At 64.5% G+C, this 26485-nt stretch carries 22 protein-coding genes; 11 read left to right on the forward strand and 11 right to left on the reverse strand.

The window, feature by feature from the left end; genetic code table 11:
- Nucleotides 1–54 precede the first annotated feature (54 nt).
- Nucleotides 55–1374 (reverse strand): ABC transporter substrate-binding protein, encoded by a 1320-nt coding sequence (locus CO675_RS13540; protein ID WP_097672405.1) that lies wholly within the window; start codon nucleotides 1372–1374, stop codon nucleotides 55–57.
- Between the two features lie 78 nt (nucleotides 1375–1452).
- A complete protein-coding gene (locus tag CO675_RS13545) occupies nucleotides 1453–2514 on the reverse strand; it encodes an ABC transporter ATP-binding protein (RefSeq protein WP_097672406.1) in 1062 nt (353 codons plus the stop codon).
- Between the two features lie 206 nt (nucleotides 2515–2720).
- Between CO675_RS13545 and gntR the strand changes: the two genes are divergently transcribed.
- The 4 genes from gntR to CO675_RS13565 all read left to right on the forward strand — a co-directional run bounded on the left by gntR (nucleotide 2721) and on the right by CO675_RS13565 (nucleotide 7587).
- Nucleotides 2721–3749 carry an HTH-type transcriptional regulator GntR gene (gene gntR / locus CO675_RS13550; protein WP_097672407.1) on the forward strand — a complete coding sequence of 343 codons (1029 nt, stop codon included), beginning with the start codon at nucleotides 2721–2723 and terminating at the stop codon, nucleotides 3747–3749.
- Nucleotides 3750–3962: 213 nt separating this feature from the next.
- Nucleotides 3963–5801: an IlvD/Edd family dehydratase gene (locus CO675_RS13555; RefSeq protein ID WP_097672408.1), complete on the forward strand. Its 1839-nt coding sequence runs from the start codon at nucleotides 3963–3965 to the stop codon at nucleotides 5799–5801.
- Between the two features lie 118 nt (nucleotides 5802–5919).
- Nucleotides 5920–6651 (forward strand): SDR family oxidoreductase, encoded by a 732-nt coding sequence (locus tag CO675_RS13560; RefSeq protein ID WP_097672409.1) that lies wholly within the window; start codon nucleotides 5920–5922, stop codon nucleotides 6649–6651.
- Between the two features lie 189 nt (nucleotides 6652–6840).
- Nucleotides 6841–7587 carry an SDR family NAD(P)-dependent oxidoreductase gene (locus CO675_RS13565; RefSeq protein WP_097672410.1) on the forward strand — a complete coding sequence of 249 codons (747 nt, stop codon included), beginning with the start codon at nucleotides 6841–6843 and terminating at the stop codon, nucleotides 7585–7587.
- Here CO675_RS13565 and CO675_RS13570 read toward each other — a convergent pair.
- Complete coding sequence (locus tag CO675_RS13570) at nucleotides 7584–8453, reverse strand: LysR substrate-binding domain-containing protein (protein ID WP_097672411.1); 870 nt, start codon at nucleotides 8451–8453, stop codon at nucleotides 7584–7586. The genes CO675_RS13565 and CO675_RS13570 overlap by 4 nt on opposite strands.
- Before the next feature lie 94 nt (nucleotides 8454–8547).
- Here CO675_RS13570 and CO675_RS13575 point away from each other — a divergent pair, with 94 nt between their 5' ends.
- From CO675_RS13575 to CO675_RS13590, 4 genes are all read left to right on the forward strand, one after another.
- A complete protein-coding gene (locus tag CO675_RS13575; RefSeq protein WP_097672412.1) occupies nucleotides 8548–9450 on the forward strand; it encodes a DMT family transporter in 903 nt (300 codons plus the stop codon).
- Between the two features lie 83 nt (nucleotides 9451–9533).
- Nucleotides 9534–10214 carry a site-2 protease family protein gene (locus CO675_RS13580; RefSeq protein ID WP_097672413.1) on the forward strand — a complete coding sequence of 227 codons (681 nt, stop codon included), beginning with the start codon at nucleotides 9534–9536 and terminating at the stop codon, nucleotides 10212–10214.
- A gap of 101 nt (nucleotides 10215–10315) precedes the next feature.
- Entirely contained in the window at nucleotides 10316–10723 is a 408-nt protein-coding gene (locus CO675_RS13585; protein ID WP_097672661.1) for a hypothetical protein, read from the forward strand.
- Between the two features lie 197 nt (nucleotides 10724–10920).
- On the forward strand, nucleotides 10921–12141 hold the full coding sequence (locus CO675_RS13590; RefSeq protein WP_097672414.1) for an ABC transporter substrate-binding protein: 1221 nt from the start codon (nucleotides 10921–10923) through the stop codon (nucleotides 12139–12141).
- A gap of 114 nt (nucleotides 12142–12255) precedes the next feature.
- Here CO675_RS13590 and CO675_RS13595 read toward each other — a convergent pair whose 3' ends face one another.
- From CO675_RS13595 to CO675_RS13625, 7 genes are all read right to left on the reverse strand, one after another.
- Nucleotides 12256–13050, reverse strand: coding sequence for an energy transducer TonB family protein (locus tag CO675_RS13595; RefSeq protein WP_097672415.1), 795 nt, complete (start codon nucleotides 13048–13050; stop codon nucleotides 12256–12258).
- A 12-nt stretch (nucleotides 13051–13062) separates the two neighbouring features.
- The gene (gene exbD, locus CO675_RS13600; protein WP_097672416.1) at nucleotides 13063–13527 is read right to left on the reverse strand and encodes a TonB system transport protein ExbD; all 465 of its coding nucleotides are present in this window, start codon (nucleotides 13525–13527) and stop codon (nucleotides 13063–13065) included.
- 3 nt (nucleotides 13528–13530) lie between these two features.
- Nucleotides 13531–14556 (reverse strand): tonB-system energizer ExbB, encoded by a 1026-nt coding sequence (gene exbB / locus CO675_RS13605; protein WP_097672417.1) that lies wholly within the window; start codon nucleotides 14554–14556, stop codon nucleotides 13531–13533.
- Between the two features lie 3 nt (nucleotides 14557–14559).
- A complete protein-coding gene (locus tag CO675_RS13610; RefSeq protein ID WP_097672418.1) occupies nucleotides 14560–15249 on the reverse strand; it encodes a Fe2+-dependent dioxygenase in 690 nt (229 codons plus the stop codon).
- A gap of 20 nt (nucleotides 15250–15269) precedes the next feature.
- On the reverse strand, nucleotides 15270–17837 hold the full coding sequence (locus tag CO675_RS13615; RefSeq protein ID WP_097672419.1) for a TonB-dependent receptor: 2568 nt from the start codon (nucleotides 17835–17837) through the stop codon (nucleotides 15270–15272).
- Between the two features lie 228 nt (nucleotides 17838–18065).
- Nucleotides 18066–18305 (reverse strand): hypothetical protein, encoded by a 240-nt coding sequence (locus tag CO675_RS13620; RefSeq protein ID WP_092112999.1) that lies wholly within the window; start codon nucleotides 18303–18305, stop codon nucleotides 18066–18068.
- A 127-nt stretch (nucleotides 18306–18432) separates the two neighbouring features.
- Complete coding sequence (locus tag CO675_RS13625; RefSeq protein ID WP_097672420.1) at nucleotides 18433–18894, reverse strand: MarR family winged helix-turn-helix transcriptional regulator; 462 nt, start codon at nucleotides 18892–18894, stop codon at nucleotides 18433–18435.
- A 182-nt stretch (nucleotides 18895–19076) separates the two neighbouring features.
- On the opposite strand from CO675_RS13625, the gene CO675_RS13630 reads away from it, so the two are divergent.
- The 3 genes from CO675_RS13630 to CO675_RS13640 are packed head-to-tail and all read left to right on the forward strand — an operon-like array spanning nucleotide 19077 to nucleotide 24035.
- Nucleotides 19077–20249: an efflux RND transporter periplasmic adaptor subunit gene (locus CO675_RS13630; protein WP_097672421.1), complete on the forward strand. Its 1173-nt coding sequence runs from the start codon at nucleotides 19077–19079 to the stop codon at nucleotides 20247–20249.
- A complete protein-coding gene (locus tag CO675_RS13635; protein WP_097672422.1) occupies nucleotides 20246–23392 on the forward strand; it encodes an efflux RND transporter permease subunit in 3147 nt (1048 codons plus the stop codon). Before CO675_RS13630 ends, CO675_RS13635 begins: the two co-directional genes overlap by 4 nt.
- 58 nt (nucleotides 23393–23450) lie before the next feature.
- On the forward strand, nucleotides 23451–24035 hold the full coding sequence (locus tag CO675_RS13640) for an invasion associated locus B family protein (RefSeq protein WP_097672423.1): 585 nt from the start codon (nucleotides 23451–23453) through the stop codon (nucleotides 24033–24035).
- A 112-nt stretch (nucleotides 24036–24147) separates the two neighbouring features.
- On the opposite strand, the gene CO675_RS13645 is transcribed toward CO675_RS13640, so the two are convergent.
- Nucleotides 24148–26433 carry an arylsulfatase gene (locus CO675_RS13645; RefSeq protein ID WP_097672424.1) on the reverse strand — a complete coding sequence of 762 codons (2286 nt, stop codon included), beginning with the start codon at nucleotides 26431–26433 and terminating at the stop codon, nucleotides 24148–24150.
- Between the last annotated feature and the right edge of the window lie 52 nt (nucleotides 26434–26485).

Genomic DNA, 26485 nt, shown 5'->3' on the forward strand with positions numbered 1-26485 from the left:
ATGGCATTCCAACGATAGCGCGGGCGGCGGTTCTCGCCGCCCGCGACCATCACATCAGCGATAGATCCGCTTCAGCTGCCGCTCGGCTTCCGCCATCGCGGTCTTGCCGTCCTTGGCGCCGGTGCAGTAGTTCGCGAACATGTCGACCACGATGAAGTCGGCGATCGCGGTGGCCGCCTTCTCGCCCGGCGTGCCGATGCCGGAAGCCGGCAGCGCGCGCTTCGAGGCCTGGCCGAACACCGCGTTCTTCGGGTCGGCCGTCCAGACCGGCGCGGTGTCGTAGGCGTTGAGCGTGTGGGTGAGATACCCCCGCGCGCCCGATAGCCACTTCTCGAAATTCTCCTTCTCCAGCATGTAGGCGATGAACGCCTTAGCCGCATTCGGATATTTGCAGAAGTTGAAGGCAAGGATCGGAACCGCGAGCTGCAGCTCGGTCGGCTTGCCGATCGGGCCGACCGGCCACAGTGCGTGGTCGATGTCTTCGGCGAGCTCCTTCTTGCTCGGGTCGTCCTTGGCCGCGACGTAGATCGAGATGCCGTTCGAGGTCAGGTACAATTCGCCCGAGAGGAACGCCTTGTTGTTGGAGGAGTCGTTCCAGGATGCGACGCCTGGAATGAAGGTATCAGACAGCGCCTTGGCGTATTCCAGCGCCTTCATCGTCTCCGGCGAGTTGATGATGACCTTGTCGTCCTTGTCGACGGTCCAGCCGTTGAAGCCCCAGAGGATGTTGTGCACCCAGGCATTGGCGTCGCCGGTGGCGTGGCCGAGCGCGAAGCCGGCCGGCGTGTTGTTCTTCTTCAGCGCCTTGCAGAGTTCGAGATAGGCCGGGAAGTCGGACGGCACCTGCTTGAAGCCGGCCTTCTCGACCGCCGACTTGCGATAGGTCAGATAGCCGCCGATGGTCGCGACGGGAATGCCGAGCCAGTCATCGCCCTGCTTGCAGGTCTTGGCTGCGGCCTCGGTCCAGCCGCCGTACTTCTTGCCGAGATAATCGGCAACGTCGTTCATCTTGAGGACCTTGGTCGGGAACAGCTGCGGCAGCGTGTGCAGGCCCCAGGCAAGGTCGAGACCCGAGCCGGTATTGGCGGCGACCGAGGCCTTCGGCTGCACGTCCTCGAAGGACTCGCTGAACACGTTCATCTCGGTGCCGGTTGCCGCCTTGAAAGCCGCCACCATGGCATTGAAGGCATCGTCTTCCGCGGGCACGAAGCGCTTCCAGCGCATCACGGTGAGCTTGGCGCCGGGCTCCACCTTCCAGGGCGCGGTCTGCGCCCAGGCCTTGGCGAAGTCAAACAGCGCCGGCCCGGTCAGCATCCCGGTTGCGGCCAGCGCGGTGCCGCCCTGAAGTAGCGAACGGCGAGTAAAATCGTGCATCGTCCTTCCTCCCAATTGACTGTGTTTTTCTTGTTTTTGATCTGGCCTGTTGGTCGGCCATTCAGATCGATCAGTCGGTCAGCTATTCAGTCGTTTCCCCGTCGAATCGTCGAACAGATGGACCAGCGCCGGATCCGGCTTGAGCCGGACCTTGTCGCCCGGGTTGAACTGATGGCGCTCGCGGAACACCGCGACCACCTGCTCGCCGCCGAGCTTGGCGAACACCTGGGTCTCCGAGCCGGTCGGCTCGACCACCACGATCTCGGCTTCGGCGCCGTCATCGGCAATGGTGAAATGCTCGGGCCGCACGCCGTAGACCGCGGGCTGGCCGTCGGAATTGGCCGGCGCCGATTTCAGCGGCAGCTTGACGCCGTTCGGTCCCTCGAAATAGGCGGCGCCGTTGACCTTGCCCTTGAGGAAATTCATCGCGGGCGAGCCGATGAAACCGGCCACAAACTGGTTCTCCGGCTTGTCGTAGAGCTCGAGCGGCGAGCCCATCTGCTCGACGATGCCGTCATGCATCACCACGATCTTGTCGGCCATGGTCATGGCCTCGATCTGGTCGTGGGTGACGTAGACGGTCGTGGTCTTCAGCCGCTGATGCAATTCCTTGATCTCGGTGCGCATGGCGACGCGCAGCTTGGCGTCGAGGTTCGACAGCGGCTCGTCGAACAGGAACACCTGGGGATCGCGCACGATGGCGCGGCCCATCGCAACACGCTGGCGCTGGCCGCCGGAGAGCTGGCGCGGATAGCGCTCGAGCAGCGGCGTCAGCGCGAGGATTTCCGCCGCGCGCTTGACGCCGGTCGAGATCTCCTCGGGCTTGGCGCCGCGCAGCTTCAGCGAGAAGCCCATATTGTCGGCGACCGTCATGTGCGGATAGAGCGCGTAGTTCTGGAACACCATCGCAATGTCGCGCTCTTTGGGCTGGACATTGTTGACGACGCGGTCGCCGATCGAGATCGTTCCAGAGGTGATGTTCTCAAGTCCCGCCAGCATGCGCAGCAGGGTCGACTTGCCGCAACCGGAAGGGCCGACCAGAACGACGAACTCGCCGTCCTCGATCGGGATCGACACGCCGTGCAGGACTTCAAAATTGCCGAATGACTTCCGCACGTCGCGAATCTGGACCGACGACATCCACTTCCCTCCCTCAAGTTCCCGACGGCGTACGACGAGTGCCGCCACCGCTCTGTTTTGTTCCGGCCACGCTGGGTACGCGGCTCCGTTGGACTTGCGTTATTGTCCGCAGTTTATCTGGTTTTGGCAATCGTTCGATTAGCAATCGCTTGGTAGCGCTGTCAATATCGGTTTGTCTGCGACGAACGTCGTGATATGAGCGGCAAATGGCCCGAAAACATATCACGCCAGGCAAGATCCGGCTCGCCGAAGTCGCGAAGCTTGCCGGCGTCAGTCCGATTACGGCCTCGCGCTTCTTCAGGAATCCGGACGCACTCTCGGCCGGCAAGCGCGCCCGGGTCGAGAGTGCGGCAAAAGAACTCGGCTACGTGCCCAATCTCGCGGCACGCGCGCTTGCGTCGCAGCGCACCGAAGTGATCGGTGTCCTGATCCCGTCGCTGACCAACAATGTGTTCGCCGACGTGCTGCGCGGCATCTATGACGCGCTCGATGGCAGCCGCTACAGCATTCAGCTCGCCAACACCCGCTACAGCATCCTGCAGGAAGAGCGCCTGCTGCGTCTTTTTCTGGCACAGAAGCCGGCCGGGCTGATCATCACCGGCATCAACCAGACCGCCGATTCCCGCCGTGTCATGGAGGCAGTGGATTGCCCGATCGTGCAAATCATGGAGGTCGGCCCCTCGCCGATCGACATGATGATCGGATTCTCGCATTTTGACGCGGCAAAAGCCGCGATCGCTCACCTCCTTGCGCAGGGCTACCGGCGGATCGGCTTCCTCGGCGCGCGAATGGATCCGCGGGTGCAGCGGCGGCTTGACGGCTATCGCGCCGCGATGACCGAGGCCGCCCTGTTTGATCCGCAGCTCATCGTCACCACGGCGATACCGACCTCGGTGACGCTGGGCGGGACGCTGTTTGCCGACCTGCTCGCCAAGGCGCCCGACATCGACGCGGTGTTCTGCGTTAATGACGACCTTGCACTCGGCGCGCTGTTCGAATGCAAGCGTCGCCACATGGCGGTGCCGGAGCAGATGGCGATCGTCGGCTTCAACGACCTCGAATTCATGGCATCGAGCGAGCCGACGCTGAGCAGCGTGCGCACCAATCGCTACGAAATGGGCAGAAACGCTGCCATGATGGTGATCGAAACGCTGGAAGGACGCCGCCCCGCCGAGCCCGTTGTCGATCTGGGCTTCAGCGTCATGGAACGCCAGAGTTCGGCACGACGCAGCTGACATCCGCCCGACACCAGCCCGTCATAAGACACGCAAAAAATGACAAAATGGTAGCGCAACCAAGTCCCTTCAACTAAGGTCCAATCCATCCACCGAAACACCCGTGCGTGATCGTCGAGGTTTGTAGTGCGCGACGATTTGCGCAAGGTAGAACAGAGTTGAACCAGAGCCCTTGAATGGGCCCATCAAAAGTTTGCATTGCGGGAGAAACCAATGACAAAACCCCACACCAACGGGCACAGCGCCGCAGGCGAGACCAACAAGGGCAAGGGCCGCAGGCTCCGCTCCCAGGAATGGTTCGACAACCCGCACAATCCGGGCATGACCGCGCTCTATCTCGAGCGCTACCTGAACTACGGCCTGACCCGCGAGGAATTGCAGTCGGGCAAGCCGATCATCGGCATCGCCCAGACCGGCAATGACCTGTCGCCCTGCAACAGGCATCACCTCGAGCTCGCGCATCGCGTCCGCGAGGGCATCCGCGCCGCTGGCGGCATCGCCATGGAGTTTCCAACCCATCCGATCCAGGAGACCGGCAAGCGCCCAACCGCGGCGCTCGACCGTAACCTCGCCTATCTCGGCTTGGTCGAGATCCTGTTCGGCTATCCGCTCGACGGCGTCGTGCTGACCACCGGCTGCGACAAGACCACACCGGCCTGCATGATGGCGGCCGCGACCGTCAACCTGCCGGCGATCGTGCTGTCGGGCGGCCCGATGCTGAACGGCTGGCACGAGGGCCAGCGCACCGGCTCCGGCACGGTGGTCTGGAAGGCGCGCGAGCGACTCGCCGCGGGCGAGATCGACTATGAGCAGTTCATCGAGATCGTGGCCTCCTCGGCGCCCTCGGTCGGCCATTGCAACACCATGGGCACCGCCTCGACGATGAACTCGCTCGCCGAGGCGCTCGGCTTCTCGCTGCCGGGCTGCGCGGCGATCCCGGCGCCCTATCGCGAGCGCGGCCAGATCGCCTACGAGACCGGCAAGCGCATCGTCGACATGGTCTGGGACGACCTCAAGCCGTCGGACTTCCTGACCCGCGAGGCGTTCGAGAACTGCATCGTGGTCAACTCCGCGATCGGCGGCTCGACCAATGCGCCGATCCACATCAATGCGCTGGCGCGCCATGTCGGCGTCGAGCTGTCGATCGACGACTGGCAGAAATACGGCCACGACGTGCCGCTGCTGGTCAACATGCAGCCGGCGGGCTTCTATCTCGGCGAGGAATATCACCGCGCCGGCGGCGTGCCCTCGGTGGTGCGCGAGTTGATCAAGCACAAGCGCATCCACGAAGGCGCCCTCACCGTCAACGGCCGCACCATGGGCGAGAATTGCAAGGAAGCGCCGAAGCCCGACGGCGACGTGATCTGGGGCTACGACAAGCCGCTGGTGAAAGACGCCGGCTTCCTGGTCTTGCGCGGCAATCTCTTCGATTCCGCGATCATGAAGACCAGCGTGATCTCGAAGGAATTCCGCGACCGCTATCTGTCCAACCCGAAGGACCTCAACGCCTTCGAGGGCCGCGCCGTCGTGTTCGAGGGCCCGGAAGACTATCACGCGCGGATCGAGGATTCCGCGCTCGACATCGACGAGCACTGCATCCTGTTCATCCGCGGCACCGGCCCGATCGGCTATCCCGGCGGCGCCGAGGTGGTGAACATGCAGCCGCCGGCGGCGCTGATCAAACGCGGCATCCTGTCCCTGCCCTGCATCGGCGACGGCCGGCAGTCCGGCACCTCGGGCTCGCCCTCGATCCTCAACGCCTCGCCGGAAGCGGCGGCCGACGGCGGGCTCGCGATCCTGAGGAGCGGCGACAAGGTGCGTATCGACCTCAACAAGGGCAGCGCCAACATCATGATCTCCGAGGATGAGCTGCGCACCCGCCGCGCCGAGCTGAAGGCCAAGGGCGGCTTCCCGCACCCGGCCAACCAGACGCCGTGGCAGGAGCTCTACCGCCAGACCGTCGGCCAGCACGCCACCGGCGCCTGCCTCGAGCTCGCGACGCGCTACCACGACATTGCCGGCAAGGTCGGCGTGGCGCGGGACAATCACTGATCTGCAGGACCGTCATTGCCGGGCTTGACCCGGCAATCCATCGCTCTTCGAAAGATGGACGCGCGGGTCAAGCCGCGCATGGCAGCAAAAAACATACGAGAACCGAAGGAAGAAACGCATGTCCAATCGACTGAAGGGAAAGCGCGCCGTCGTCACCGCCGCGGCGGCAGGTATCGGGCGCGCATGCGCGATCGCATTCGCGCGTGAAGGCGCCACCGTGATCGCCACCGACATCAACGAAAGCGGCATCGCCAGCCTCGGCAAGGACGGCATCGCCGAGACCGCCCGGCTCGACGTTCGCAGCACCGCCGACGTCAACGATTTCGCCAAGCGCGTCGGCAAGATCGACATCCTGCTTAATGCGGCAGGCTTCGTGCATCACGGCACCATTCTGGAATGCTCAGACGAAGACTTCGACTTCTCGTTCGATCTCAACGTCAAATCCATGCACCGGACCATCAAGGCGTTTCTGCCTGCGATGCTGGCGGGCGGCGGCGGCAGCATCGTCAACATTTCGTCCTGCGCGGCGTTGCGGCCGCCGGCCAACCGTTATGTCTACAGCGCGTCGAAGGCGGCAGTTTCGCTGCTCACGCGCGCGGTTGCGCTCGACTTCATCACTCAGGGCGTCCGCTGCAACAGCATCTGCCCGGGTACCGTGGAAACGCCTTCGATGCTTGATCGCGCCGCTGCGGCAGGCCCGGACGGACGCGAAAAGTTCGTCGCTCGCCAGAAGATGGGCCGGCTCGGCACCGCCGAGGAAATCGCCGCTATGGCGGTCTACCTTGCAAGCGACGAGGCCGCATTCACGACCGGCGTCGACATGGTCGTCGACGGCGGCTTCATGCTGTGATCTCGACCTCTCCCCGCCCTTCTGCGGGGAGCGGTCGGAAGCGAAGCTTCCGGGTGAGGGGCGAGGCACAATACCTCCGCACCAGTATGTGGAGACAACCCCTCACCCCACCCCTCTCCCCGCAAGTGCGGGGCGAGGGAGCAGAACGTCCGTGCGGCCGCACCGAGGAAACGTCAAAGGACCAAAGCAATGAACAAGATCGATCTCAACGACCGCTGCGCCGTCGTCACCGGCGGCGCGCAAGGGTTCGGCCGCGCCATCACCGAGCGCTTCGTTGCATCCGGCGCCAGGGTCGCGATCTGGGACTTCGACCAGCCGCTGGCAGAGAAGACCGCGCGGGCAATCGGCGAGAACGTGATCGCAATCAAGACCGACGTCACCGATCCCGCTGCGGTCGACGCCGCACGCGATCAGACGCTGCGGGCATTCGGCAAGATCGACATCCTCGTCAACAACGCCGGCATCACCGGAGCCAACAAGCCGGTATGGGAGACCGAGCTCGACGATTGGCGCAGGGTGATGCGCATCAATCTCGAGGGACCCTTCATCTGCTGTAAGGCGATCGTGCCGACCATGATCGGCCAGAAATACGGCCGCATCGTCAACATCGCCTCGGTCGCCGGAAAGGAAGGCAATCCGAACGCCGCGCATTATTCCTCGTCGAAGGCCGGCCTGATCGCACTGACGAAATCGCTCGGCAAGGAGCTCGCGCAGCACGACATCCTGGTCAACGCGGTGACGCCGGCCGCGGCGAAGACCGCGATCTTCGACCAGATGACGCAAGCGCACATCGACTTCATGCTGTCGAAGATTCCGAAGGCCCGCTTCGTGCAGGTCGAGGAGCTGGCCTCGATGGTGGCGTGGCTGGCCTCAGAGGATTGCGCGTTCTCGACCGGCGCGGTGTTCGACATCTCCGGCGGCCGGGCGACGTACTAACTCCCTCGCCTCGCTGGCTGCCGAAGCGCCGTGACAAGATGATCGGCGAGCAATGACGCCGCGCGCGCGAGGTTGGGCGCGCGATGCAACCGGATCTCGGCTCGCGGCAGTCGCGGCATGCCGTCGCGCGCGGTCAGTCGCCGCAACGTCGGCGGAAAGGTGCCCGACTTCACGACCGTCACGGCAAGACCCTGCGCCGCGATCGCCTCGACCGCGGACAGGCTGTGGCTGACAAAGGCGAGCCGCCACGGCCGGCTCGCTTGGTCGAGCGCCTGCATCGCCCAGCTCCGAAACAGACAGCCCTGCGGATAGAGCGCAACCGGCAACGGGTCGAGCTCCTCGACGCGATGTGTGGCACTCGCGGCCCACACCGCCTGCTCCGTGCGCAGCAACTCGCCCTCGCCGCGCCCCTCGGGGTGCATTGCGATCACGAGGTCATAGGCTTCGCCGAGCCGGTCCGTCATCGACGAGGTCAGCCCGGTTTCCATCTCGACATGGATCAGCGGATAATTGGCGATGAACTCCTTCAGCAGCGGCGGGACGATCAGCGTCCCGTAATCGTCCATCACGCCAAGGCGGACCCGCCCGTCGATGCCGTGCTCGCGAACCCGGCCGACCGCCTCGGCGTTGAGGCTCAGAATTCGGCGGGCATAACCGAGCAGCCCCTCGCCGGCCGCGCTCAGATCGACGCTGGACGTGCTGCGGCGAAACAGCTCGGCCTGCAACCGCTCCTCCAGCCGCTTCACCTGCATGCTGACGGCGGATTGTGTCCGGTTCAGCGCCGCGGCGGCGCGGGTGAAGGAGCGATGATCCGCCACCGCGACAAAGGCCTGCAAGAGATCCGGGTCGAGGACGGGCGCACTCATCAGAATCCGTGATTTGCTTGATCAAATTTATTGCATTCACTGATTATCGACCGTTCCCTAGATTGTGCAAGCAAAACAGCGGGATCGGAGCGGGATGGGCGAGATTTGGGGGGTGTTGGCCGCGGTCGCGTCGAGTGCGCTCGGCGGAACCTCGATCGGGGCAACGCGGTTTCTGGCCGGCACCATCGATCCGCTGGCGATCGGCGCATTCCGCTTCGGCATCGGCGTGCTGCTGTTGCTGCCGCTGGCGCTGCTGCAACGTGGAAGCTGGCCGTCGCGACGCGACTGGCCCGGTGTCGCCGGCCTCGGCCTCTTGTTCTTTGCGGCGTTTCCGATCTTGTTCAACGCGTCGCTGATCTTCACCACCGCCGCCCGCGGCGCGCTCGCGCTCTCGACGCTGCCGCTGCTCACCATGCTGGTTGCTGCGGCGCTCGGTGCCGAGCCGCTCACCGCGCGAAAGACCACAGGCGTGCTGGTCACGATCCTGGGTGTCTCGATGGCGCTGCTCTCAGGCCTCGCCACGGCCCCGCCGGGTGCCTGGCGCGGTGATCTCCTGATGGTCGGAGCCGCGCTGTGCATGGCGCTCTACAGCATCTGGTCGAAGCCCTACATCCGCCGCTCCGGCCCGATCACCTTCACCACACTCGCGATGGCGGCCGGGGCCGCGGTCCTGATAACAGGCTCGCTGCTGCGCGGCAGTTTCGCACCGGTTGCGGAGTTCGGTGTGCCGCAATGGTTCGGCGCGACCTATCTCGGCGCGTTCGGCGCAGCACTCACCTTCTATCTGTGGGCCTTCGCGCTGGAACGGACCACGCCGACCCGGGTGGCCATCTCGGTCACCGTCAATCCGATTGCCGCCTCGCTGGTCGGCGCGGCGCTGCTCGGCGAGCCGCTGAGCTGGAATTTGATCGCCGGCATCGTCACCGTTTTCGTCGGCATCTGGATCGCGACGACCGAGCCGCAACAGGCACGCGTCGTCGCGCCCGACGCACACTGACCTGCGGCCACGCACCGGCAAGGCCGTCCGCGAATCCGTGCTAGCCTGAGACTCCGGTCCAGGCCAACCCGAGGCGGCGCGCGTTGAACATTTCCCTCTATGACGTCTCCGTGTGGGTGCTGCCGCTGGTGATCGCCATCACGTTTCACGAAGCCGCGCACGGCTTCGTCGCGCACCGGCTCGGCGACGACACCGCCTGGAAGCTCGGCCGCGTCAGCTTCAACCCGCTGAAGCACATCGACCCGTTCGGCACGCTGATCCTGCCCGCGATGCTGCTGTTCGCGCATTCGCCGTTCCTGTTCGGCTACGCCAAGCCGGTGCCGGTGAACTTCCGCAAGCTCAACCATCCCAAGCTCGACATGGTCTGGGTGGCGCTGGCCGGTCCGGTCACCAACATCATCCTGGCGACCGCGGCGGCGCTGGCATTCCACGCGCTGCCATTGGTTCCAGCCGATGCCGCAAAGTGGACCGCGGACAATCTGAAAAACGCGTTCCTGATCAACATCGTGCTCGCGATCTTCAACATGATGCCGATCCCGCCGCTGGACGGCGGCCGGGTCGCGGTCGGGCTGCTGCCGCGGCCGCTGGCAATCCCGCTGGCCCGGCTGGAGCCCTACGGCATGCTGATCCTGGTCGGACTTCTGATCCTGCTGCCCGTGATTGGCAGGCAAGTCGGCCTAAATCTTGATGTTATTTCAACGATACTGCGAACTCTGACCGGCTATGTGATCAATGCCCTTCTCCTCATTACCGGAAACACATAGCCTTTGATCTGGCGCATGGTGTAACCGGAAATCGGTGCCACTTTCCGGAACATGCGCAAGGACGGGAACGCTTCGAGGCCATGGTGATCAAAGCTGCCGATATGCTGATTGCACGACGCGCCGATACGCGTGCGCGGGCTGACTTTGCAACCTGGAAGATGATGGCGAAGCTGAACGGCGCCTCCGCCCTGCCGCCGGAGGCGCAGAATTTCCTGGCCATCTACAAGAGGCTGCTGGATCAGATGAGCGACGGCGAGGCCAGCGAGGCGACGATCCTGGAGATGTACCGCACCTACTATGCGGAGATGGGCGGCGCAGGCAAGGCGCCCGAAGTTCCGGCACGCTCGCGCGAACCGGCCGCCGACACCGGCAACGTCACGGCGTTCCGCCGCCTGCCCACCAAGAAGGCGGCCGCCTCCGCCCCGAACGCCAAACGTCCGATGCCGGTGGCGCTGATCTTCGCCTGCCTCGTCGTGGTCTACGTCGCGATCCGCTACTACTGGAAATAGCGCGGCTTCGCTTCAAGCCATTCCCGCCTTCCTCATGAACGCGCGCAGACGCTGCGGCGTCGCGTCGCGTGTCACAGGCCGCTCAATCGCCGCAGCGTGGAATATCGCGCGCGATCGATCGCGCCTGTGCCCTAGGCGATACGCCCGATGCCGGGCATAATGAGGAACTCAAGAACAAAAATCATACTGGAGGAAAGATGAAGCGTTCCATTGCAGCCCTGATCATGACGACGACCCTCGTCTTCGTGGGCGGTGCATCGGCGCAGACGATGGACAAGGTCGCCAAGGTCGGCGCCCTCGGCGATCAGTCCGGTCTCTATCAGGACATCGGCGGCCCCGGCTCGACGGTGGCTGCGCAGATGGCGATCGAGGATTCGGGGCTACTGGCGAAGGGCTGGAAGATCGATTTGATCTCGGCCGACCACCAGAACAAGCCCGACGTCGCGGTCAACATCGGCAAGCAGTGGATCGATGTCGAGAAGGTCGACGTGTTCGTCGATCTGGCGGCGTCCAATGTCGGGCTTGCGATCGCCAACCTCGCCAAGGAGAAGAACGTCGTCAATTTGAACTCGGGCTCTGCCTCGTCCGACCTCACGGGTGCGCAGTGCTCGCCGAACACGGTGCACTGGGTCTACGACACCTACATGCTCGCCAACGGCACCGGCAAGGCGCTGGTGAAATCCGGCGGCGACACCTGGTTCTTCCTCACCGCGGACTACGCGTTCGGCCAGGCGCTGGAGCGCGACACTTCGAATGTCGTCACCGCGAATGGCGGCAAGGTGCTCGGCAGCGTCAAGCATCCGCTCAACAACGCGGACTTCTCGTCCTTCCTGCTGCAGGCGCAAAGCTCGAAGGCCAAGATCGTCGGCCTTGCCAATGCCGGCGGCGACACCACCAACGCGATCAAGCAGGCTGCCGAATTCGGCATCGTCTCGGGCGGCCAGCGGCTCGCCGGCATGCTGCTGTTCATTACCGACATCAATGCGCTCGGCCTCAACGTTGCGCAGGGCCTGAACTTCACCGAGACGTTCTACTGGGACATGAACGACCAGACCCGCGCGTTCTCGAAGCGCTTCATGGAGCGGTTCAAGAAGAACCCGCCGACCATGGTGCAGGCCGGCGTCTACGCCTCGCTGATCCATTACTTCAAGGCATTGGAAGCGCTCGGCGGCAATCCGCATGACGGCCGCGCCGTCGTCGCCAAGATGAAGGAGCTGCCGACCGACGATCCGCTGTTCGGCAAAGGATCGATCCGAATCGACGGCCGCAAGATCCACCCCGCCTATCTGTTCGAGGTGAAGAAGCCGTCGGAGTCGAAATATCCGTGGGACTATTACAAGCTGATGGCGACCATCCCCGCGGATGAAGCCTTCCTGCCGCTCGAGAAGAGCGCCTGCCCGCTGGTGAAGAAGAGCTGAGGCCTCGTTATTCCGGGCTTCGCGGCGCGAGCGCCCGGAGTTCAACGATCCGCCGAGCATGCGGCACCATGGATTCCGGGCTCGCGACTTTGTCGCGCCCCGGAATGACCACGGTTACTTCTTCGGTTTGTTGAAGGTAACGGGAAGCGTGAAGGAGAACTGGTCCTCGGTCAGTCCGGCCGGCGGCGCCGGCACCGGATCGGAGCGGTGGACCATCAAGACCGCGGCGTCATCGAACGCAACGTCTCCCGACGTTTCCATCACCGCAACGGACAAGACCTTGCCGAGACGATTGAGCACCAGGGCAAGCTTCACCTTGCCCTCCTTCGCCTTGCCGTTCTCCGGGAATTTCTTGTGCAGGTCGAGATAGGCGCTGATCTTCTTGCCCCATTTGGCGGTCAGCGCGAGCTTGTCCTTGCCAATCCCGGGATTCGGCGCCTTCGTCGTCTCCGACTGGCGCGCGTCCTCCAGCTTGGTCGGCGCAGCGGCTTCTGAAGCCTGCTGTGCTTCCTGAGCGTTGGTCTCGACCTTGGCGACCTTGGCCTCGTCCTCCTTCTGCTTCTTGGCGGTGTCTTCCGTCACGATGCGATCGGGGTCGTCGGCCTCCATCGGCTTGGCCTGCGGCAGGTCGGTGTCCTTCACCTCTGCCTTCTGCTGCGCCATCTCCTGCACGGCCTGTTGCTCGTCAGCCGGCGCACCTGGCGGTGCGGCGTCATCGGGCACGTCGGGAGAGGCGAGCTCGACGGCGTATTCCGCGCCGGCGGCACCAAGGCCTTCATCACCATCGTCGCCGCGCAAATTCGTCAGCGCCAGCGCCGCGCCGCCGAGATGCAGCCCGACCGCCGTCACCGCGGCGATCACCCAGAGCCGCTTCGACGTCCGCAGGTCAAGATCGGGGTTGGTGGACATCGCTGTTCGCCGTCAGGGTTTTGCCGGCTCGGCCTGCGCCGGTGCGGGCGTTCCCGGAACGCCCTCGAGCGCAACCAGCTTGACATGCGTGTAGCCGCCGGAGCGCAACAGCTCCATCACGCCCATCAGCTCGCCATAGGGCACCATGCGATCGGCGCGCAGGAACACGTATTTGTCGCGGCTCATGTCGGGCACCGCATCGAGCGAATTGACCAGGTCGGCCCGCTTCACGGCGTTCTCGCCGATCGCCAGTGTCAGGTCCGGCTTGATGCTGACATAGGTCGGCTTGTCCGGTTTCTTCTGCGGCGTTGCGCTGGAGGTCGGCAGATCGATCGGCAAATCGACGGTCGAGAGCGGCGCCGCCACCATGAAGATGATCAGCAGCACCAGCATCACGTCGATGAATGGCGTGACGTTGATCTCGTGGGATTCCGCGAAATCGTCGTCGCCATCGTTCTCGGAGATCGAGACGGCCATCGCCTACTCCGCCGCCGCAGCGCGCGGAAGCGCGGTGCGCGGAACGTCACCATGGGTGCGGTCGAGATCACGCGACAGCAGCCGTCCCGCCGCGCCCGAGGCGCGGTTGACCAGCTCGAGATAGACCTTCGTGACGCGCGAGAAATGGTTGTAGATGATCACCGCCGGGATCGCCGCGACGAGGCCGATCGCGGTTGCGAGCAGCGCTTCCGCGATGCCGGGCGCCACCACGGCAAGGTTCGTCGTCTGCGACTTCGAAATGCCGATGAAGCTGTTCATGATACCCCAGACCGTGCCGAACAGGCCGACGAACGGCGACGTCGCGCCGATGGTCGCGAGCAGGCCCATGCCGACGCGGATCTTGCGGGCTTCCGCGCGCACGATTTCGGCAAAGCTCGATGCCGCGCGCTCCTTGATGCCGGCGTCGCCGGAGATGCCCGCCGACAGTCGTCCCTCGCGCATCGCAGCTGCAATGAACGACGACAGCACGCTGCCCTTGGCGCCGAGGGCGAACTGCGCTTCCGCCAGCGACCGCGATTCAGCGATCTTGGCGAGCGCGCCGCGCAGCTTGCTCTGCGCCACAGTCAGCTCGACCATCTTGGCGATGAACACCGTCCAGGTCACCAGCGATGCGAACGCCAGACCGAGCATCACCGCCTTTACGATGATGTCGGCGTTCAGGAACATGTTCCACGGCGACAATTCGTGCAGGCCGGTCGAGGTCGACTTCAGCACCTTGCCATCGCCGTTCGCAGACGCGGCCGGCGACACATCGAGTGCGGTCGGTACGGGAGCTGCTGCGGCAGGTGCCGGCGCGGCCTGGGCTTGCGGCGCCGCGGGCGCGGCCGGGGCAGCCGCCGCAGGAGGGGCAGCCTGTGGTTGAGCCACGGGTGCGGACTGGGCCCGGATCACGGGCGCGGGCTGCGCGGCAGGCGCCGTTTGCTGCTGCGCCGAACACGGCGCGGCCAGCATCAGCATCGCCAGCGAGGCGACCATGGCGGATGCAGCGGGAAACTTGAATGTCATCATCAGTTACACTTCAGCCCAGTGACGGATCAGGTTGTGATAAATCCCGGTCAATTTGACCGTTTCAGGGTCATCGCGGCCCAGCCGCTCCACCAGAGCCTGGATCGCAGTATCGAGATCAAAGATCAGGCTGCGCGCGTGGGCATCCCGTACCATGCTCTGCAGCCAGAAAAAAGACGCTACGCGGGTCCCCCGCGTGACCGGCGTGACCAGATGCAAGCTGGACGCAGGATAAACCACGAGATCGCCTGCCGGCAGCTTGATTTCATGGGATCCGTAGAGGTCCTCGATGACGAGCTCGCCGCCATCGTACTCTTCGGGCTCCGATAAAAACAGCGTGACCGACAGGTCGGTGCGGATCCGCATGCCCGTCAGCCTGTCGCCCCGCACCGCATTGTCGACGTGCAGGCCGAAATGGTGCCCGTCGCTTGCGGCATAGCGGTTGAACAAGGGTGGAAAGATTCTAAGCGGGATCGCCGCGGAGATGAACCGCGGGCTTGCCGACAGCGCCGACAGGATCCGGGTGCCGAGCTGCCGCGCGACCTCGCTGTCGGGCGGCAGCTGCTCGTTGCGCTTGACCATCGCGGACGCGGCACCCGCGGTCGAGCGGCCGTCCTCCCAATCGCTGGCGTCCATGATGCGGCGGAAGTCCGCCACATCAGCCTTGCTCAATACGTCGGGAATACAGACCAGCATCTTGTGCCGCGAAGCCTCCGTCAGTAACGCGCAGAAACGACCAGATACGCCGCGCGTCCCGGCGCTTCGAGCACGAACGGTGCTGCGCTCTGGTACAGCGCGTCGTAGTAGCGCTTGTCGAAGATGTTGTTGACGAACAGCTTCATGGTCCAGTGCTTGTCGATCTTGGCCTCGGCAAAGGCGTCGAAGCGCCAATAGCTCGGGATCGACGTGCCCTGGTTGGCCGCGAGCAGCGTGCCGCCATAGACCTTCGAGCGATACACCGCCTGCCCGCCCAGCTCCCACATGTCGGTGAGCTGGTACTTCGTCAACATGCTGAACGACTGATGCGCGACGTTGGCGAGCGGCAGGCCGACGTTAGACGTCCCATACAAAGCCGTGTTGGCAGGCGGCGCCATCGACTGCGTCACTGCCGACTGCATCAGCACGAGACCGCCGAACACGCTCCATTTATCGGTGATCTTGCCGCCGACGCCGAGGTCGATGCCGCGGATACGGTAAGCGGCGCCTGCGGTAATACAGGACACGTTACCGACGGTCCCGGCGGGAACGGAGCACCCTGCCGGGATCGACCCGGCCGGGGTCGAGGTGTTGATATTCTGCGCTTCGCGGGCGTTTTCCTTCTCGGTCTGGAACAACGCCGCCGTCACCAGAAGATGGCGGTCGAACAGCTCCCACTTGGTGCCGACCTCGATGGCCTTGTTCTTTTCCGGCCCGAAGATCTGGGTGTTGCCGCCGGCAAGGTTGGGATTGATGCCGCCATAGGCTGTGCTGGTGCCGTCGAACTCGGCGCCGACAGGGTTGGACGAGGTCGCGTACGCCGCATAGACGCTGCCGTTCGGCAGCGGCTTCAGCGTGAGACCTACGTTGAAGTTCGGCATCCCGAACTGGGCGGACTGCTGACCGAGCGTGCCATTCGTCGCGAACGCGGACGTGTTGATCTTGTAGTCGTCGTAACGGACGCCGCCATTGAGGATGACGAAGTCGTTGTAGTTGGCGGAATCCATCACGTATCCGCTCACGGTGTCGATACCGATCCTGGTCGGTCGTCCCATGAGCGACGGGATTCCGAACGGCTGATTGGTGTTGACCGGGTTGAATACGCTGACACCGGAGAGCGAGCCGCTCCCCGTGAAGGACGATGTGCCGGTCGTGATCTCGGAGGCAAGGCCGGTGTAGCTGTCGATCGAAGACCGCTCGTTGTCGTATTCGACGCCGGCCGTCGTGGTGTGCTTGAACCCAAGACCGTCGACCGATTTGTAGGTCGCCTCGGTCTGGTTGGCGAACACGTCGGTGACCTGGTAGCGGCTTTGCGGGTTGGTCGTGAGCGTATAGCTCGTGAACGGCGCGCCGGCGGCCAGCGTCGGCGATTCCGGCAGCGTGCCGATATAGTTCTGGGTCGAACGCGATTCCCGGATCTTGTTGCTGATCGTCAGGTCCGGCGTGATCTGAACCTCGGCATTGATCGTGCCGATGTCCTGCCCGGTCCGGAAGAAGTCGCGATTGACGAAGCCGTAGAAATTATTGCGGTTGACGCCGAAGTCCGGGAACGGGCCGCCGGCCGTGCTCGCGGTGCTCGGCCGGTAGTAAGGCACGCCGAAATCCGGAATGCCGGTGAGCTCGGTATGGATGTAGTTGCCGGTGATCTTCACCGCATCGACCGGCTTCCACGTTCCTGCCACGAACGCGCCATCGCGGTTGTCGGTGACATAGCTGCGGCCGGCGACGCCGGCATCCTGGAACAGGCCGCCGGCGCGGATCGCCAGCGTCGGACTGATCACCTGGTTGACATCGAGCGTCACCCGCTTGGTGCGATCGGTGCCGAACGAGGTGTCCATGTTGTAGAAGCTGTTCTCCGTGGTCGCCTGCTTGGTGACGATGTTGATCGCGCCGCCGGTGGTGCCGCGGCCCGCGAAGGACGAGCCCGGGCCGCGCAGGATCTCGACCTGCTCGGTGAAGAAGTTCTCGCGGACGCTGACGCCGGCGTCGCGCACGCCGTCGATGAAGATGTCGTTGCGCGCATCGAAGCCGCGGATGAAGAAGCGATCGCCGAACGCGTTGCCGCCCTCGCCGGTGCCGAGCGTGACGCCGGCCGTCGACAGGATCGCCGATTTCAGCGAGGTGGCGTTCTTGTCTTCGAGCACGTCCTTGGTCAGCACCGTGACCGACTTCGGCGTGTTCAGGATCGGCTCGGGATATTTGCCGGACGCCTGCAAGCGGTCGCCCTTGTACGGCGCGGCCGGATCCGCATAGCGGTCGCGATCGGCGGGAAGACCGCCGGCATTGGGAAACGGCACCGGCGCCTGCTGGGCCTGCTGGTTGCTGCGGCGCGCGGCGCGGCGCAGTGCGTTGCGGGCGCGCACCTGGTCCGATGTGGGCTTCGACGAGACGGGCCGCGGGCGCGCGACCGGGGCGTCGACATTCACCGGCGGCAGGCTGGACTGCTGCGCCTCCGCAGCCCCCGAAAACGACGCCACCGCGATCAGGCTCGCAACAGCGGAGACCTTCGTGGCGGAATAACCGGTATCATCAGCCGACCCCATCGCTGCATCGAAGCGCAGCGATCTCGGCGCCTTCACATTGCTCATTTCTTGCACGCCCCCAGAAGAGCAAGTTCGTTCGCGAAATCACCCGTGCGACGAACTGTCTCTTTCGGTTATCGAGCGCGACTTTTTTTATCAATGCGATCAGCGCCACAATTGGCTTGAATCGCCCCAATTCAAAGCGATTCTAATCTATGGTTTGAAATCGTTCTAAACTCTAGTTTTTAAGCGTTCTAATAATAGTTCTAAATTGCTGCCAACGCGCCTCACCAATCACTCGGCGCTTGGTGGCTTCATCAGCGAGAACAGCTCATCGATGGTCCGCTGCGCGACCTGCCGCACGCGATCGCTGTTCTCGAGGCCGGCGATGTTGACGCCATCGACGACGGCTTTGATCTCGTCGCGGAAGTCGGTGAGAAAGCGCAGCGGGTCACGCTGCTCGTTGGCGACGCGCGCGATCAACCCGGTGACCAGGATCTGGCATGCCATCATGCGCCCGTTCAACTCATCCATCGCAACCCTCATCCTCTCGCATCGTCGCTGCGCGATATGGACGACATCCCGCGGTGTTTCAACCGCGTCGCGCAAACCGCATCAGGTGAGCCGATGGAGAGCAGGTCAGAACCCTGCGAGGCGCGCGCTATTTCGCGGCGATGTGCTCGGCATCCTCACCGAGCGCCTTGATGCGATCCTTGACCTCGCGCAGCGTGGCCAGTCCGCTCTCGACATGCTTGTCCGATACGTCGCGGAGCACGTCGCCGGCGATCTCATCGCGCAGACTGTCGAGATCGTCGACGAGGCGGCGCCCGCTCTTCGTCAGGAACAGCCGATTGGCGCGGCGATCCCTGGGATCGGGACGGCGTTCGAGCAGGCCATGTTCGACGAGACGGTCAAGCAGCCGCACCAGCGAGATCGGCTGCAACTCGAGCACGTCGGCGAGATCGACCTGGGACAGCCCCTCCTGCTCGCGCAGGCGGAACAGTACAATCCATTGTGCGCGCGTGGTGCCTCGCGCCTTGGCGCGATGATCGATATAGTTGCGCAGCAGCCTGGAACTCTCGACGAGCTGCGCAATGAACTGGCGTTTGAGATCGCGCGACATGGTGGTCCTCGGAGCGTTTCCCGGTCGGAATGTTTCTGCTCGTTTCTGGCCTAAACCTTTCCAAATGTTTAGGATTCTCAAGCCTTGGTGTGTTTACACATTAAGTGCACGCATATTATATCCGCAAGCTCTGTGAACCGTTTCGATCACCCTTTATTGTTACGTCGAGCCCAAGAGTCCGCATGTCAAAGTCACGCACCATCGGTTGGGTTTTAGTGATCGCTGCGGTTGGCGCCGCCGGTTATTTCGGCTGGCAAAAATACTCCGACAACAAGCTGGCGGCTGAGGCCGCGCAGAAGCGTGCCGCCCAGCAACGTCCGGCCGTTCCGGTCAAGATTTCGCCGGTCGAGAAGGCCGACTTTCCGGTCTACCTGACCGGTCTCGGCACGGTGCAGGCGTTCAACACCGTCCAGGTTCGCACCCGGGTCGACGGCCAGATCACCAGGATCGCCTTCAAGGAAGGCCAGTTCGTCAAGGCCGGCGACACGCTGGTGGAGATCGATCCGCGGCCTTATCAGGCGACGCTCGACCAGGCCAAGGCCAAGAAGGCCCAGGACGAGGCCAACCTCGCCAACGCCAATCTCGACCTGCAGCGCTACACCAAGCTCGGCGAGTTCGCGACGCGCCAGCAGCTCGACACCCAGCGCTCCACCGTGGCCCAGCTCACGGCCCAGATCGCGGCCGACGACGCCGCCATCTTCAACGCTCAGACCCAGCTCGACTACGCCACCGTGAAGTCCCCGATCGACGGCATCGTCGGCCTGCGACTGGTCGATATCGGCAACATCGTCAACGCCTCGGCCCAGACCGGCATCGTGACGATCACCCAGATCGAGCCGATCACGGTGATCTTCACCGCGCCGGAAGACCAGCTGCCCGATATCAAGGCGGCACTGGCGGTGGCGCCGCCGAAGACCATTGCCCTGACCACCGACGGCAAGCGGGTGCTGTCCACCGGAACCCTCGCGCTGATCAACAATCAGGTCGACACGACCAGCGGGACTGTCCGGCTGAAGGCGGTGTTTGATAACAAGGACCATGCGCTGTGGCCGGGTCAGTCGGTCTCGACGCGGCTTCTGGTCCGAACCTTGAAGGATGCCACCGTCGTCCCGGATGACGCGGTGCAGCATGGCACCGAGGGCCTGTACGCGTATTCAGTCAATCAGGAGAACAAGGCCGAGCTTCGCAAGCTCAAGGTCAGCCAGTCGATCGACGGCAAGTCGGTGATCGAGGATGGCCTGTCGCCGGGACAGCAGGTGATCACCGCGGGCCAGTACAAGGTCTCACCGGGAACCCTGGTGACGACGGCGGTAGCGAGCACGGACCCGTCCCAGTCGAAGGTTACGCAGGAATGAGCGACGGAATTTCCGCACCATTCATTCGCTTCCCGATCGGCACCTCGCTGCTGATGGCCGGCATCCTGTTCGTCGGCCTCGTCGCCTATCCCCTGCTGCCGGTCGCGCCACTGCCGCAAGTCGACTTCCCGACCATCCAGATCACCGCGACGCTGCCGGGCGGCAGCCCGGAGACGATGGCGAGTTCGGTCGCCCAGCCGCTGGAGCGCCAGTTCGCGCAGATCCCCGGCATCGCGCAGATGACCTCGACGAGCTATCTGGGCACCGCGTCGGTCACCATCCAGTTCGACCTCAACCGCTCGATCGACGGCGCCGCCAACGACGTGCAGGCCGCCATCAACGCCGCCAGCGGCCAGTTGCCGAAGAACCTTCCCTCGCCGCCGACCTATCGCAAGGTCAATCCGGCCGACGCGCCGATCATGCTGCTGTCGGCGACATCGGACACGCTGCCGCTGACCACGGTCAGCGATTCCGTCGACGCCCAGCTTGCCCAGCAGATCAGCCAGATTTCCGGCGTCGCGCAGGTCATCATCGGCGGCCAGCAGAAGCCGTCGGTTCGCGTCCAGATCGACCCGGCCAAGCTGGTGGCGAAAGGTCTGTCGCTGGAGGACGTCCGCGCCGCGATCAACATCGCAACCGTCGACAGCCCGAAGGGCAATATCGACGGCGCCACCCGTGCCTACACCATCTATGCCAACGACCAGTTGCTGACGGCGGACCCGTGGAACGACGTCATCATCGCCTACCGCAATGGCGGGCCGCTGCGCATCCGCGACATCGGCCAGGCGGTGACAGGACCTGAGGACGCCAAGCAGGCCGCCTGGGCCAACGGCAAGCGCGGCGTCTTTCTCGTCATCTTCAAGCAGCCGGGCGCCAACGTCATCGACACCGTCGACAAGATCAAGGCGGCCCTGCCCCGGCTGGTCGCGGCCATCCCGCCGGCGGTCAAGATCGAGGTCATCAGCGACCGCACCACCACGATCCGCGCCGCGGTGGAGGACGTCCAGTTCACCCTGCTGTTGACCATCTTCCTGGTCGTGATGGTGATCTTCGCCTTCCTGCGCAGCTTCTGGGCCACCGTCATCCCGGCCGTGACCGTGCCGCTGGCGTTGCTGGGCGCCTGCGCGCTGATGTGGATCTTCGGCTACACGCTCGACAATCTGTCGCTGATGGCGCTGACCATCGCGGTCGGCTTCGTGGTCGACGACGCCATCGTGATGCTGGAGAACATCAGCCGCTACATCGAGGAAGGCGAGCGGCCGATGGCCGCCGCCTTCAAGGGTTCCAAGGAGATCGGCTTCACCATCGTCTCGATCAGCATCTCGCTGGTCGCGGTTTTGATCCCGCTGCTGCTGATGGGCGGCATCATCGGCCGGCTGTTCCGCGAATTCGCGGTCGTGCTGGCGATGACCATCTTCGTCTCGATGTTCGTGTCGCTGACGCTGACGCCGATGATGGCCTCGCGCTTTCTGCGCGCCCACAATGAGGAACGGCACGGTCGTCTCTACAAGCTCAGCGAGCGCGGCTTCGACGCCATGCTGCGCGGCTACCAGAGCGGGCTCGACCTCGCGCTGCGCTGGAAGTTCACGACCCTGATGATCTTCTTTGCGACGCTGGCGCTGTCGATCTACATGTTCGTCATCATCCCGAAGGGCTTCTTCCCGCAGCAGGACGTCGGCTTGATCACCGCGACCTCGGAGGCCAGCCAGGACATCTCGTTCGCCGAGATGAAGGGCAAGCAGGAGGAGCTCAGCAAGATCGTCATGCAGGATCCCGGCGTGGCGACGGTGGCGATGGCGATCGGCGGCAGCGGCCGGGCCGGCAACAACGGCAACATGTTCATCACACTCAAGCCGCTGAACCAGCGCGATGCCAACGCGCAGCAGATCATCGGCCGGTTGCGGCCGAAGCTGGAGAAGGTGCTCGGTGCCCGGCTGTTCATGCAGGCCGCGCAGGACGTCCGCCTCGGCGGTCGCCCGACCCGCACCCAGTTCGAGTTCACCCTGCAGGACGCCAACCTCGCCGAGCTGAACGAATGGGCGCCGAAGATCCTCGGCAAGATGCAGACGCTGCCGCAGCTCCGCGACGTCGCCACCGACCAGCAGACCAACGGCACCACGGTCGAGCTGAAGATCAACCGCGACACCGCCTCGCGCTACGGCATTCAGCCGCAGCTGATCGACGACACGCTCTACGACGCGTTCGGCCAGCGCCAGGTCACGCAATACTTCACCCAGCTCAACAGCTACCACGTCATCCTCGAGGTGCTGCCGGAGCTGCAGGGCTCGATCGACACGCTGAACAACATCTACATCAAGTCGCCGCTGACCGGCGAACAGGTGCCGCTGTCGACCTTTGCGAAGTGGACCACCGTTCCGGTGCGGCCGCTGTCGATCAGCCACCAGGGCCAGTTTCCCGCGATCACCATCTCGTTCAACCTCGCGCAGGGTGTCGCGCTCGGCCAGGCGACGGACGCGGTGCAGAAGGCGATGATCGACCTTGGCGCGCCGCCGACCCTGAGCTCAAGCTTCCAGGGCACCGCGCAGGCGTTCCAGCAATCGCTGTCGACCGTGCCACTGCTGATCCTGGCGGCGCTCGTGGTCGTCTACCTGATCCTCGGCATTCTCTACGAGAGCTACATCCATCCGATCACCATTCTGTCGACGCTGCCCTCGGCCGGCGTCGGCGCGCTGGCGATCCTGATGGCCGCGGGCTTCGACTTCTCGCTGATCGCGCTGATCGGCATCATCCTGCTGATCGGCATCGTGAAGAAGAACGGCATCATGATGGTCGACTTCGCGATCGCCGCCGAGCGCGATCAGCACATGGAGCCGGTGGCGGCGATCCGCCAGGCGGCCCTTCTCCGGTTCCGCCCGATCATGATGACCACGATGGCCGCGATGCTCGGCGGCGTGCCGCTGATGTTAGGGACCGGCACCGGCTCCGAAATCCGCCAGCCGCTCGGCTACGCGATGGTCGGTGGCCTGATCGTCAGCCAGGCGCTGACATTGTTCACGACGCCTGTGGTTTATCTCTATCTCGACCGGCTCTCCAACGCGTTTGCGAACTGGGGCCGCTCGCCGCGCGCCGACCATGATGTCGACGATGGCGAGGACGGATCGGTCAAGCAGGCCGCCGAGTGACTTGACTTTTGCCCGTATACCGGCACACCCGAAGGATGTTCATTTCGGAGCCGGTATCGTGAAGATTGTCGCAAAGTCGCTTGTGGTCCTGTTCACCGTGTTCGTCATCGCAGGCATTGGTCTTGGCACTGGTCTCGGCCACGCCCAGACCCCCAAGGCCAAGAATGCGCCAGCTCCGGCTCCGGCTCCGGCAGCGGCGCCCGCCGCGGCGCAAGGTGAGGCCGCACCCCCCAACAACACCGGCTGGGTCGCGCGCTGCACCAGCGCGAGCCGCGACGCACCGCTCGAATGCGCGATGGAGCAGAGCGCGGTTCTCACCAAGACCGGCCAGCTCATCGTGCTGGTCAATCTCCGCGTCCCCGGCGACACCCGCACGCCGGTTGCGCTGATCCAGCTTCCGCTGGGCCTGAACCTGCCCGTCGGTGCCAAGCTGCAGGTCGACGACGGCAAGGCCGTCGACGTGCCGATCCAGACCTGCGAGGCGCGCGGCTGCTACATCAATGCGCCGATCGCGGCCGACGTGCTGAACCAGCTGAAGACCGGCAAGCAGCTCAAGGTGTCGTTCCAGAATCTCGGCAAAGAAACCATCAGCATCCCGATGCCGCTCGCGGACTTCGCGACGGTGTACGACAAGATCAAGTAGAGCGCGGAACTGTAGGGCGGGTCAGCGAAGCGTAACCCGCCGTCTACCCTCACGGAAGAATGGTGGATTACGCTTCGCTAATCCACCCTACGCCTGCGACGCAGGCGTTCGCCTACTGCCGCGCCATCTGCGCATTCCCGACGCCGTCGCCATCGAGCTTCTGGTCGTCATGCATCACGACCGTCACCTGCAACAGCCTGCCGGTGAATTCGAACGGCGCCACATAGTGCGAGACCGGGCTGCCGCGATCGCGGCCGATGTCGAGCCCGGACCATGAGATGAAATTGTGGAAGCCGAGCTGGGTCTGCATCGACCCCACCGGCTCGCCGTCGATCGTCAGCGTGTATTCGGTGACGCCGGTCCGCGCGCCCTTGGCCGGCGGCTCCTTGCGCACGAGCCGCTCGACATGCACGCCGAGCCGGTGGGCACCCGCAGGCACCTTGCGGCTGGAGGTGACGATCTCATGGCCGCCGCCGACATTCAGATCGTGCACCAGAACGCCATCCTTGATGTAGAGGCTGTAGCCCGAGGTGGCGTCGCCATGCGCGATCAGCACACCGCTCGCGTCCTCGGCGATCTCGGCATGCGCCTCGATGGTGTAGCTGCGGCTGCGGACGTCAGGCGCGACGTCGGTCGGCACGTGGCCCATGCCGGCATGAAAGGTGAACCTGGTCCGCGCACCATGAAAGCGCGCCGCATTCTCGGCAAAGCGCGGCCCGAAGCGGTCGTCGAGCGGCAACACATTGTGCGCCTCGGCCTCGCTCCACCACAGTTTCGTCATCTGCTCCAGACGCTCGGGTTGCTTCGCTGCAAGGTCGTCGACCTCTGAGAAGTCCCGATCGAGATGATACAGCTCCCACGTATCGTTCTCGAACGGTGTGCCGGAGGGATGAAACGACACCGCCTTCCAGCCGTCCTTCCAGAGGCCGCGATGGCCGAACATCTCGAAATACTGCGCCGATGACTTCGACGGCGCCGAGGCGTCGTCGATCGAGGGCGCAAAGCTTTCGCCCTCGAGCGGCATCTGCGGACAGCCGGCGATCTCCGCCGGGGCTGAAATTCCGATCAAATCGAGCAGCGTCGGCGTCAGGTCGCAGGCGTGCACGAACTGATGGCGCAGCTCGCCTTTGGCCTTGATGCGCTTCGGCCAGCTCATCACGAAGGGATCGCGGATACCGCCGCCATGGGTGTTCTGCTTGTAGCGCCGCAGCGGAGTGTTGGAGGCCATCGCCCAGCCATGCGGAAAGTTGGAGTGCGTGTCCGGTCCGCCGATGTCGTCGATCCGCTGCAACTTCACCGGCATCGGCTCGGGCCGAAAATTATACGGCCCCATCGCATTGACGAAGCCGAGCGGCCCGCCCTCCTGGCTCGCGCCATTGTCGGACATCACGATGACCAGCGTGTTGTCGCGGATGCCGGCCCTGTCGAGGAACGCGATCAGCCGCGCCAGATGCCGGTCGGCATGGTCGAGCATGGCGGCATAGGCCGCCTGCAACCGCGTGAACACGCGCTGCTCGTCGGCGGAGTGCGCATCCCACGCCTTCACGCCGTCGTTTCGCGCCGGCATCTTGGTGGCTTCCGGCACCAGCCCCATCGCCTTCTGCCGCGCCATCCGCTGTTCGCGCTCGACGTCCCAGCCGTGGGCAAAGGTCGCGTCGTAGCTCCTGATGATGTCAGCGGGTGCCTGATGCGGCGCGTGGCAGGCGCCGAGCGCAAGCCAGGTCAGCCACGGCAGATCGGGACGATCGGCCACGTGGTCGGCGATGAAGCGGATCGACTGGTCGACCAGATCGGATGTCAGATGATAGCCGCTCTCGTAAGTCCCCGGCGGATCGATCTGCGTGTTGTCGGATACCAGCTCCGGCGCATATTGATCCGTCTCCGCGTCGAGGAAGCCGTAGAAGCGGTCGAAGCCGCGGCCGAGCGGCCAGCCGTCGAACGGACCGGTGGCCCCGCTCTCGGTCAACGGCGTGACGTGCCATTTGCCGACCATGTAGTTGCGATAGCCGTGCTGCCGCAGCATCTCGGCAAGCGTCCCCGCCTCGCGCGCGATCTTGCCGCGATAGCCGGGATAACCGGAATCGAAATTGGCGAGGCAGCCGACGCCGACCGAATGATGGTTGCGCCCGGTGAGCAGCGCGGCGCGCGTGGTCGAGCACATCGCGGTGGTGTGGAAGCCACTGTAGCGCAGGCCCCCGGCGGCGAGGGCGTCGATGGTCGGCGTCCGGATCGGCGAGCCGTAGCAGCCGAAATCGGAGAAGCCGACGTCGTCGAACAGCACGACCAGGATGTTCGGCGCGCCGGCCGGCGGCTGGCGCGTGTCGGGCCACCAAGGCTTGGAGGCCGCAACCGTCTTGCCGATGCTGCCGCCGAACGGCGGCTTCCGATGCCCGTTCATCGTGCTCTCCCTGTCCTCGCCGCGGTTGACCCGCGGCCCGTTCCGGCACGAT

It is taken from the genome of Bradyrhizobium sp. C9, from assembly GCF_002532045.1.
Classification (GTDB): domain Bacteria; phylum Pseudomonadota; class Alphaproteobacteria; order Rhizobiales; family Xanthobacteraceae; genus Bradyrhizobium.

Bases quoted from the DNA above. Each gene is read 5' to 3' on its own strand.
- CO675_RS13645 (WP_097672424.1), bottom strand. From the start codon at position 26,433: ATGAACGGGCATCGGAAGCCGCCGTTCGGCGGCAGCATCGGCAAGACG.
- CO675_RS13615 (WP_097672419.1), bottom strand. From the start codon at position 17,837: ATGAGCAATGTGAAGGCGCCGAGATCGCTGCGCTTCGATGCAGCGATG.
- CO675_RS13545 (WP_097672406.1), bottom strand. From the start codon at position 2,514: ATGTCGTCGGTCCAGATTCGCGACGTGCGGAAGTCATTCGGCAATTTT.
- CO675_RS13540 (WP_097672405.1), bottom strand. From the start codon at position 1,374: ATGCACGATTTTACTCGCCGTTCGCTACTTCAGGGCGGCACCGCGCTG.
- CO675_RS13570 (WP_097672411.1), bottom strand. From the start codon at position 8,453: ATGAGTGCGCCCGTCCTCGACCCGGATCTCTTGCAGGCCTTTGTCGCG.
- CO675_RS13620 (WP_092112999.1), bottom strand. From the start codon at position 18,305: ATGGATGAGTTGAACGGGCGCATGATGGCATGCCAGATCCTGGTCACC.
- CO675_RS13575 (WP_097672412.1), top strand. From the start codon at position 8,548: ATGGGCGAGATTTGGGGGGTGTTGGCCGCGGTCGCGTCGAGTGCGCTC.
- CO675_RS13610 (WP_097672418.1), bottom strand. From the start codon at position 15,249: ATGCTGGTCTGTATTCCCGACGTATTGAGCAAGGCTGATGTGGCGGAC.
- CO675_RS13595 (WP_097672415.1), bottom strand. From the start codon at position 13,050: ATGTCCACCAACCCCGATCTTGACCTGCGGACGTCGAAGCGGCTCTGG.
- exbB (WP_097672417.1), bottom strand. From the start codon at position 14,556: ATGATGACATTCAAGTTTCCCGCTGCATCCGCCATGGTCGCCTCGCTG.
- CO675_RS13565 (WP_097672410.1), top strand. From the start codon at position 6,841: ATGAACAAGATCGATCTCAACGACCGCTGCGCCGTCGTCACCGGCGGC.
- CO675_RS13555 (WP_097672408.1), top strand. From the start codon at position 3,963: ATGACAAAACCCCACACCAACGGGCACAGCGCCGCAGGCGAGACCAAC.
- CO675_RS13630 (WP_097672421.1), top strand. From the start codon at position 19,077: ATGTCAAAGTCACGCACCATCGGTTGGGTTTTAGTGATCGCTGCGGTT.
- CO675_RS13585 (WP_097672661.1), top strand. From the start codon at position 10,316: ATGCTGATTGCACGACGCGCCGATACGCGTGCGCGGGCTGACTTTGCA.
- CO675_RS13635 (WP_097672422.1), top strand. From the start codon at position 20,246: ATGAGCGACGGAATTTCCGCACCATTCATTCGCTTCCCGATCGGCACC.
- CO675_RS13590 (WP_097672414.1), top strand. From the start codon at position 10,921: ATGAAGCGTTCCATTGCAGCCCTGATCATGACGACGACCCTCGTCTTC.
- exbD (WP_097672416.1), bottom strand. From the start codon at position 13,527: ATGGCCGTCTCGATCTCCGAGAACGATGGCGACGACGATTTCGCGGAA.
- CO675_RS13560 (WP_097672409.1), top strand. From the start codon at position 5,920: ATGTCCAATCGACTGAAGGGAAAGCGCGCCGTCGTCACCGCCGCGGCG.
- gntR (WP_097672407.1), top strand. From the start codon at position 2,721: ATGGCCCGAAAACATATCACGCCAGGCAAGATCCGGCTCGCCGAAGTC.
- CO675_RS13625 (WP_097672420.1), bottom strand. From the start codon at position 18,894: ATGTCGCGCGATCTCAAACGCCAGTTCATTGCGCAGCTCGTCGAGAGT.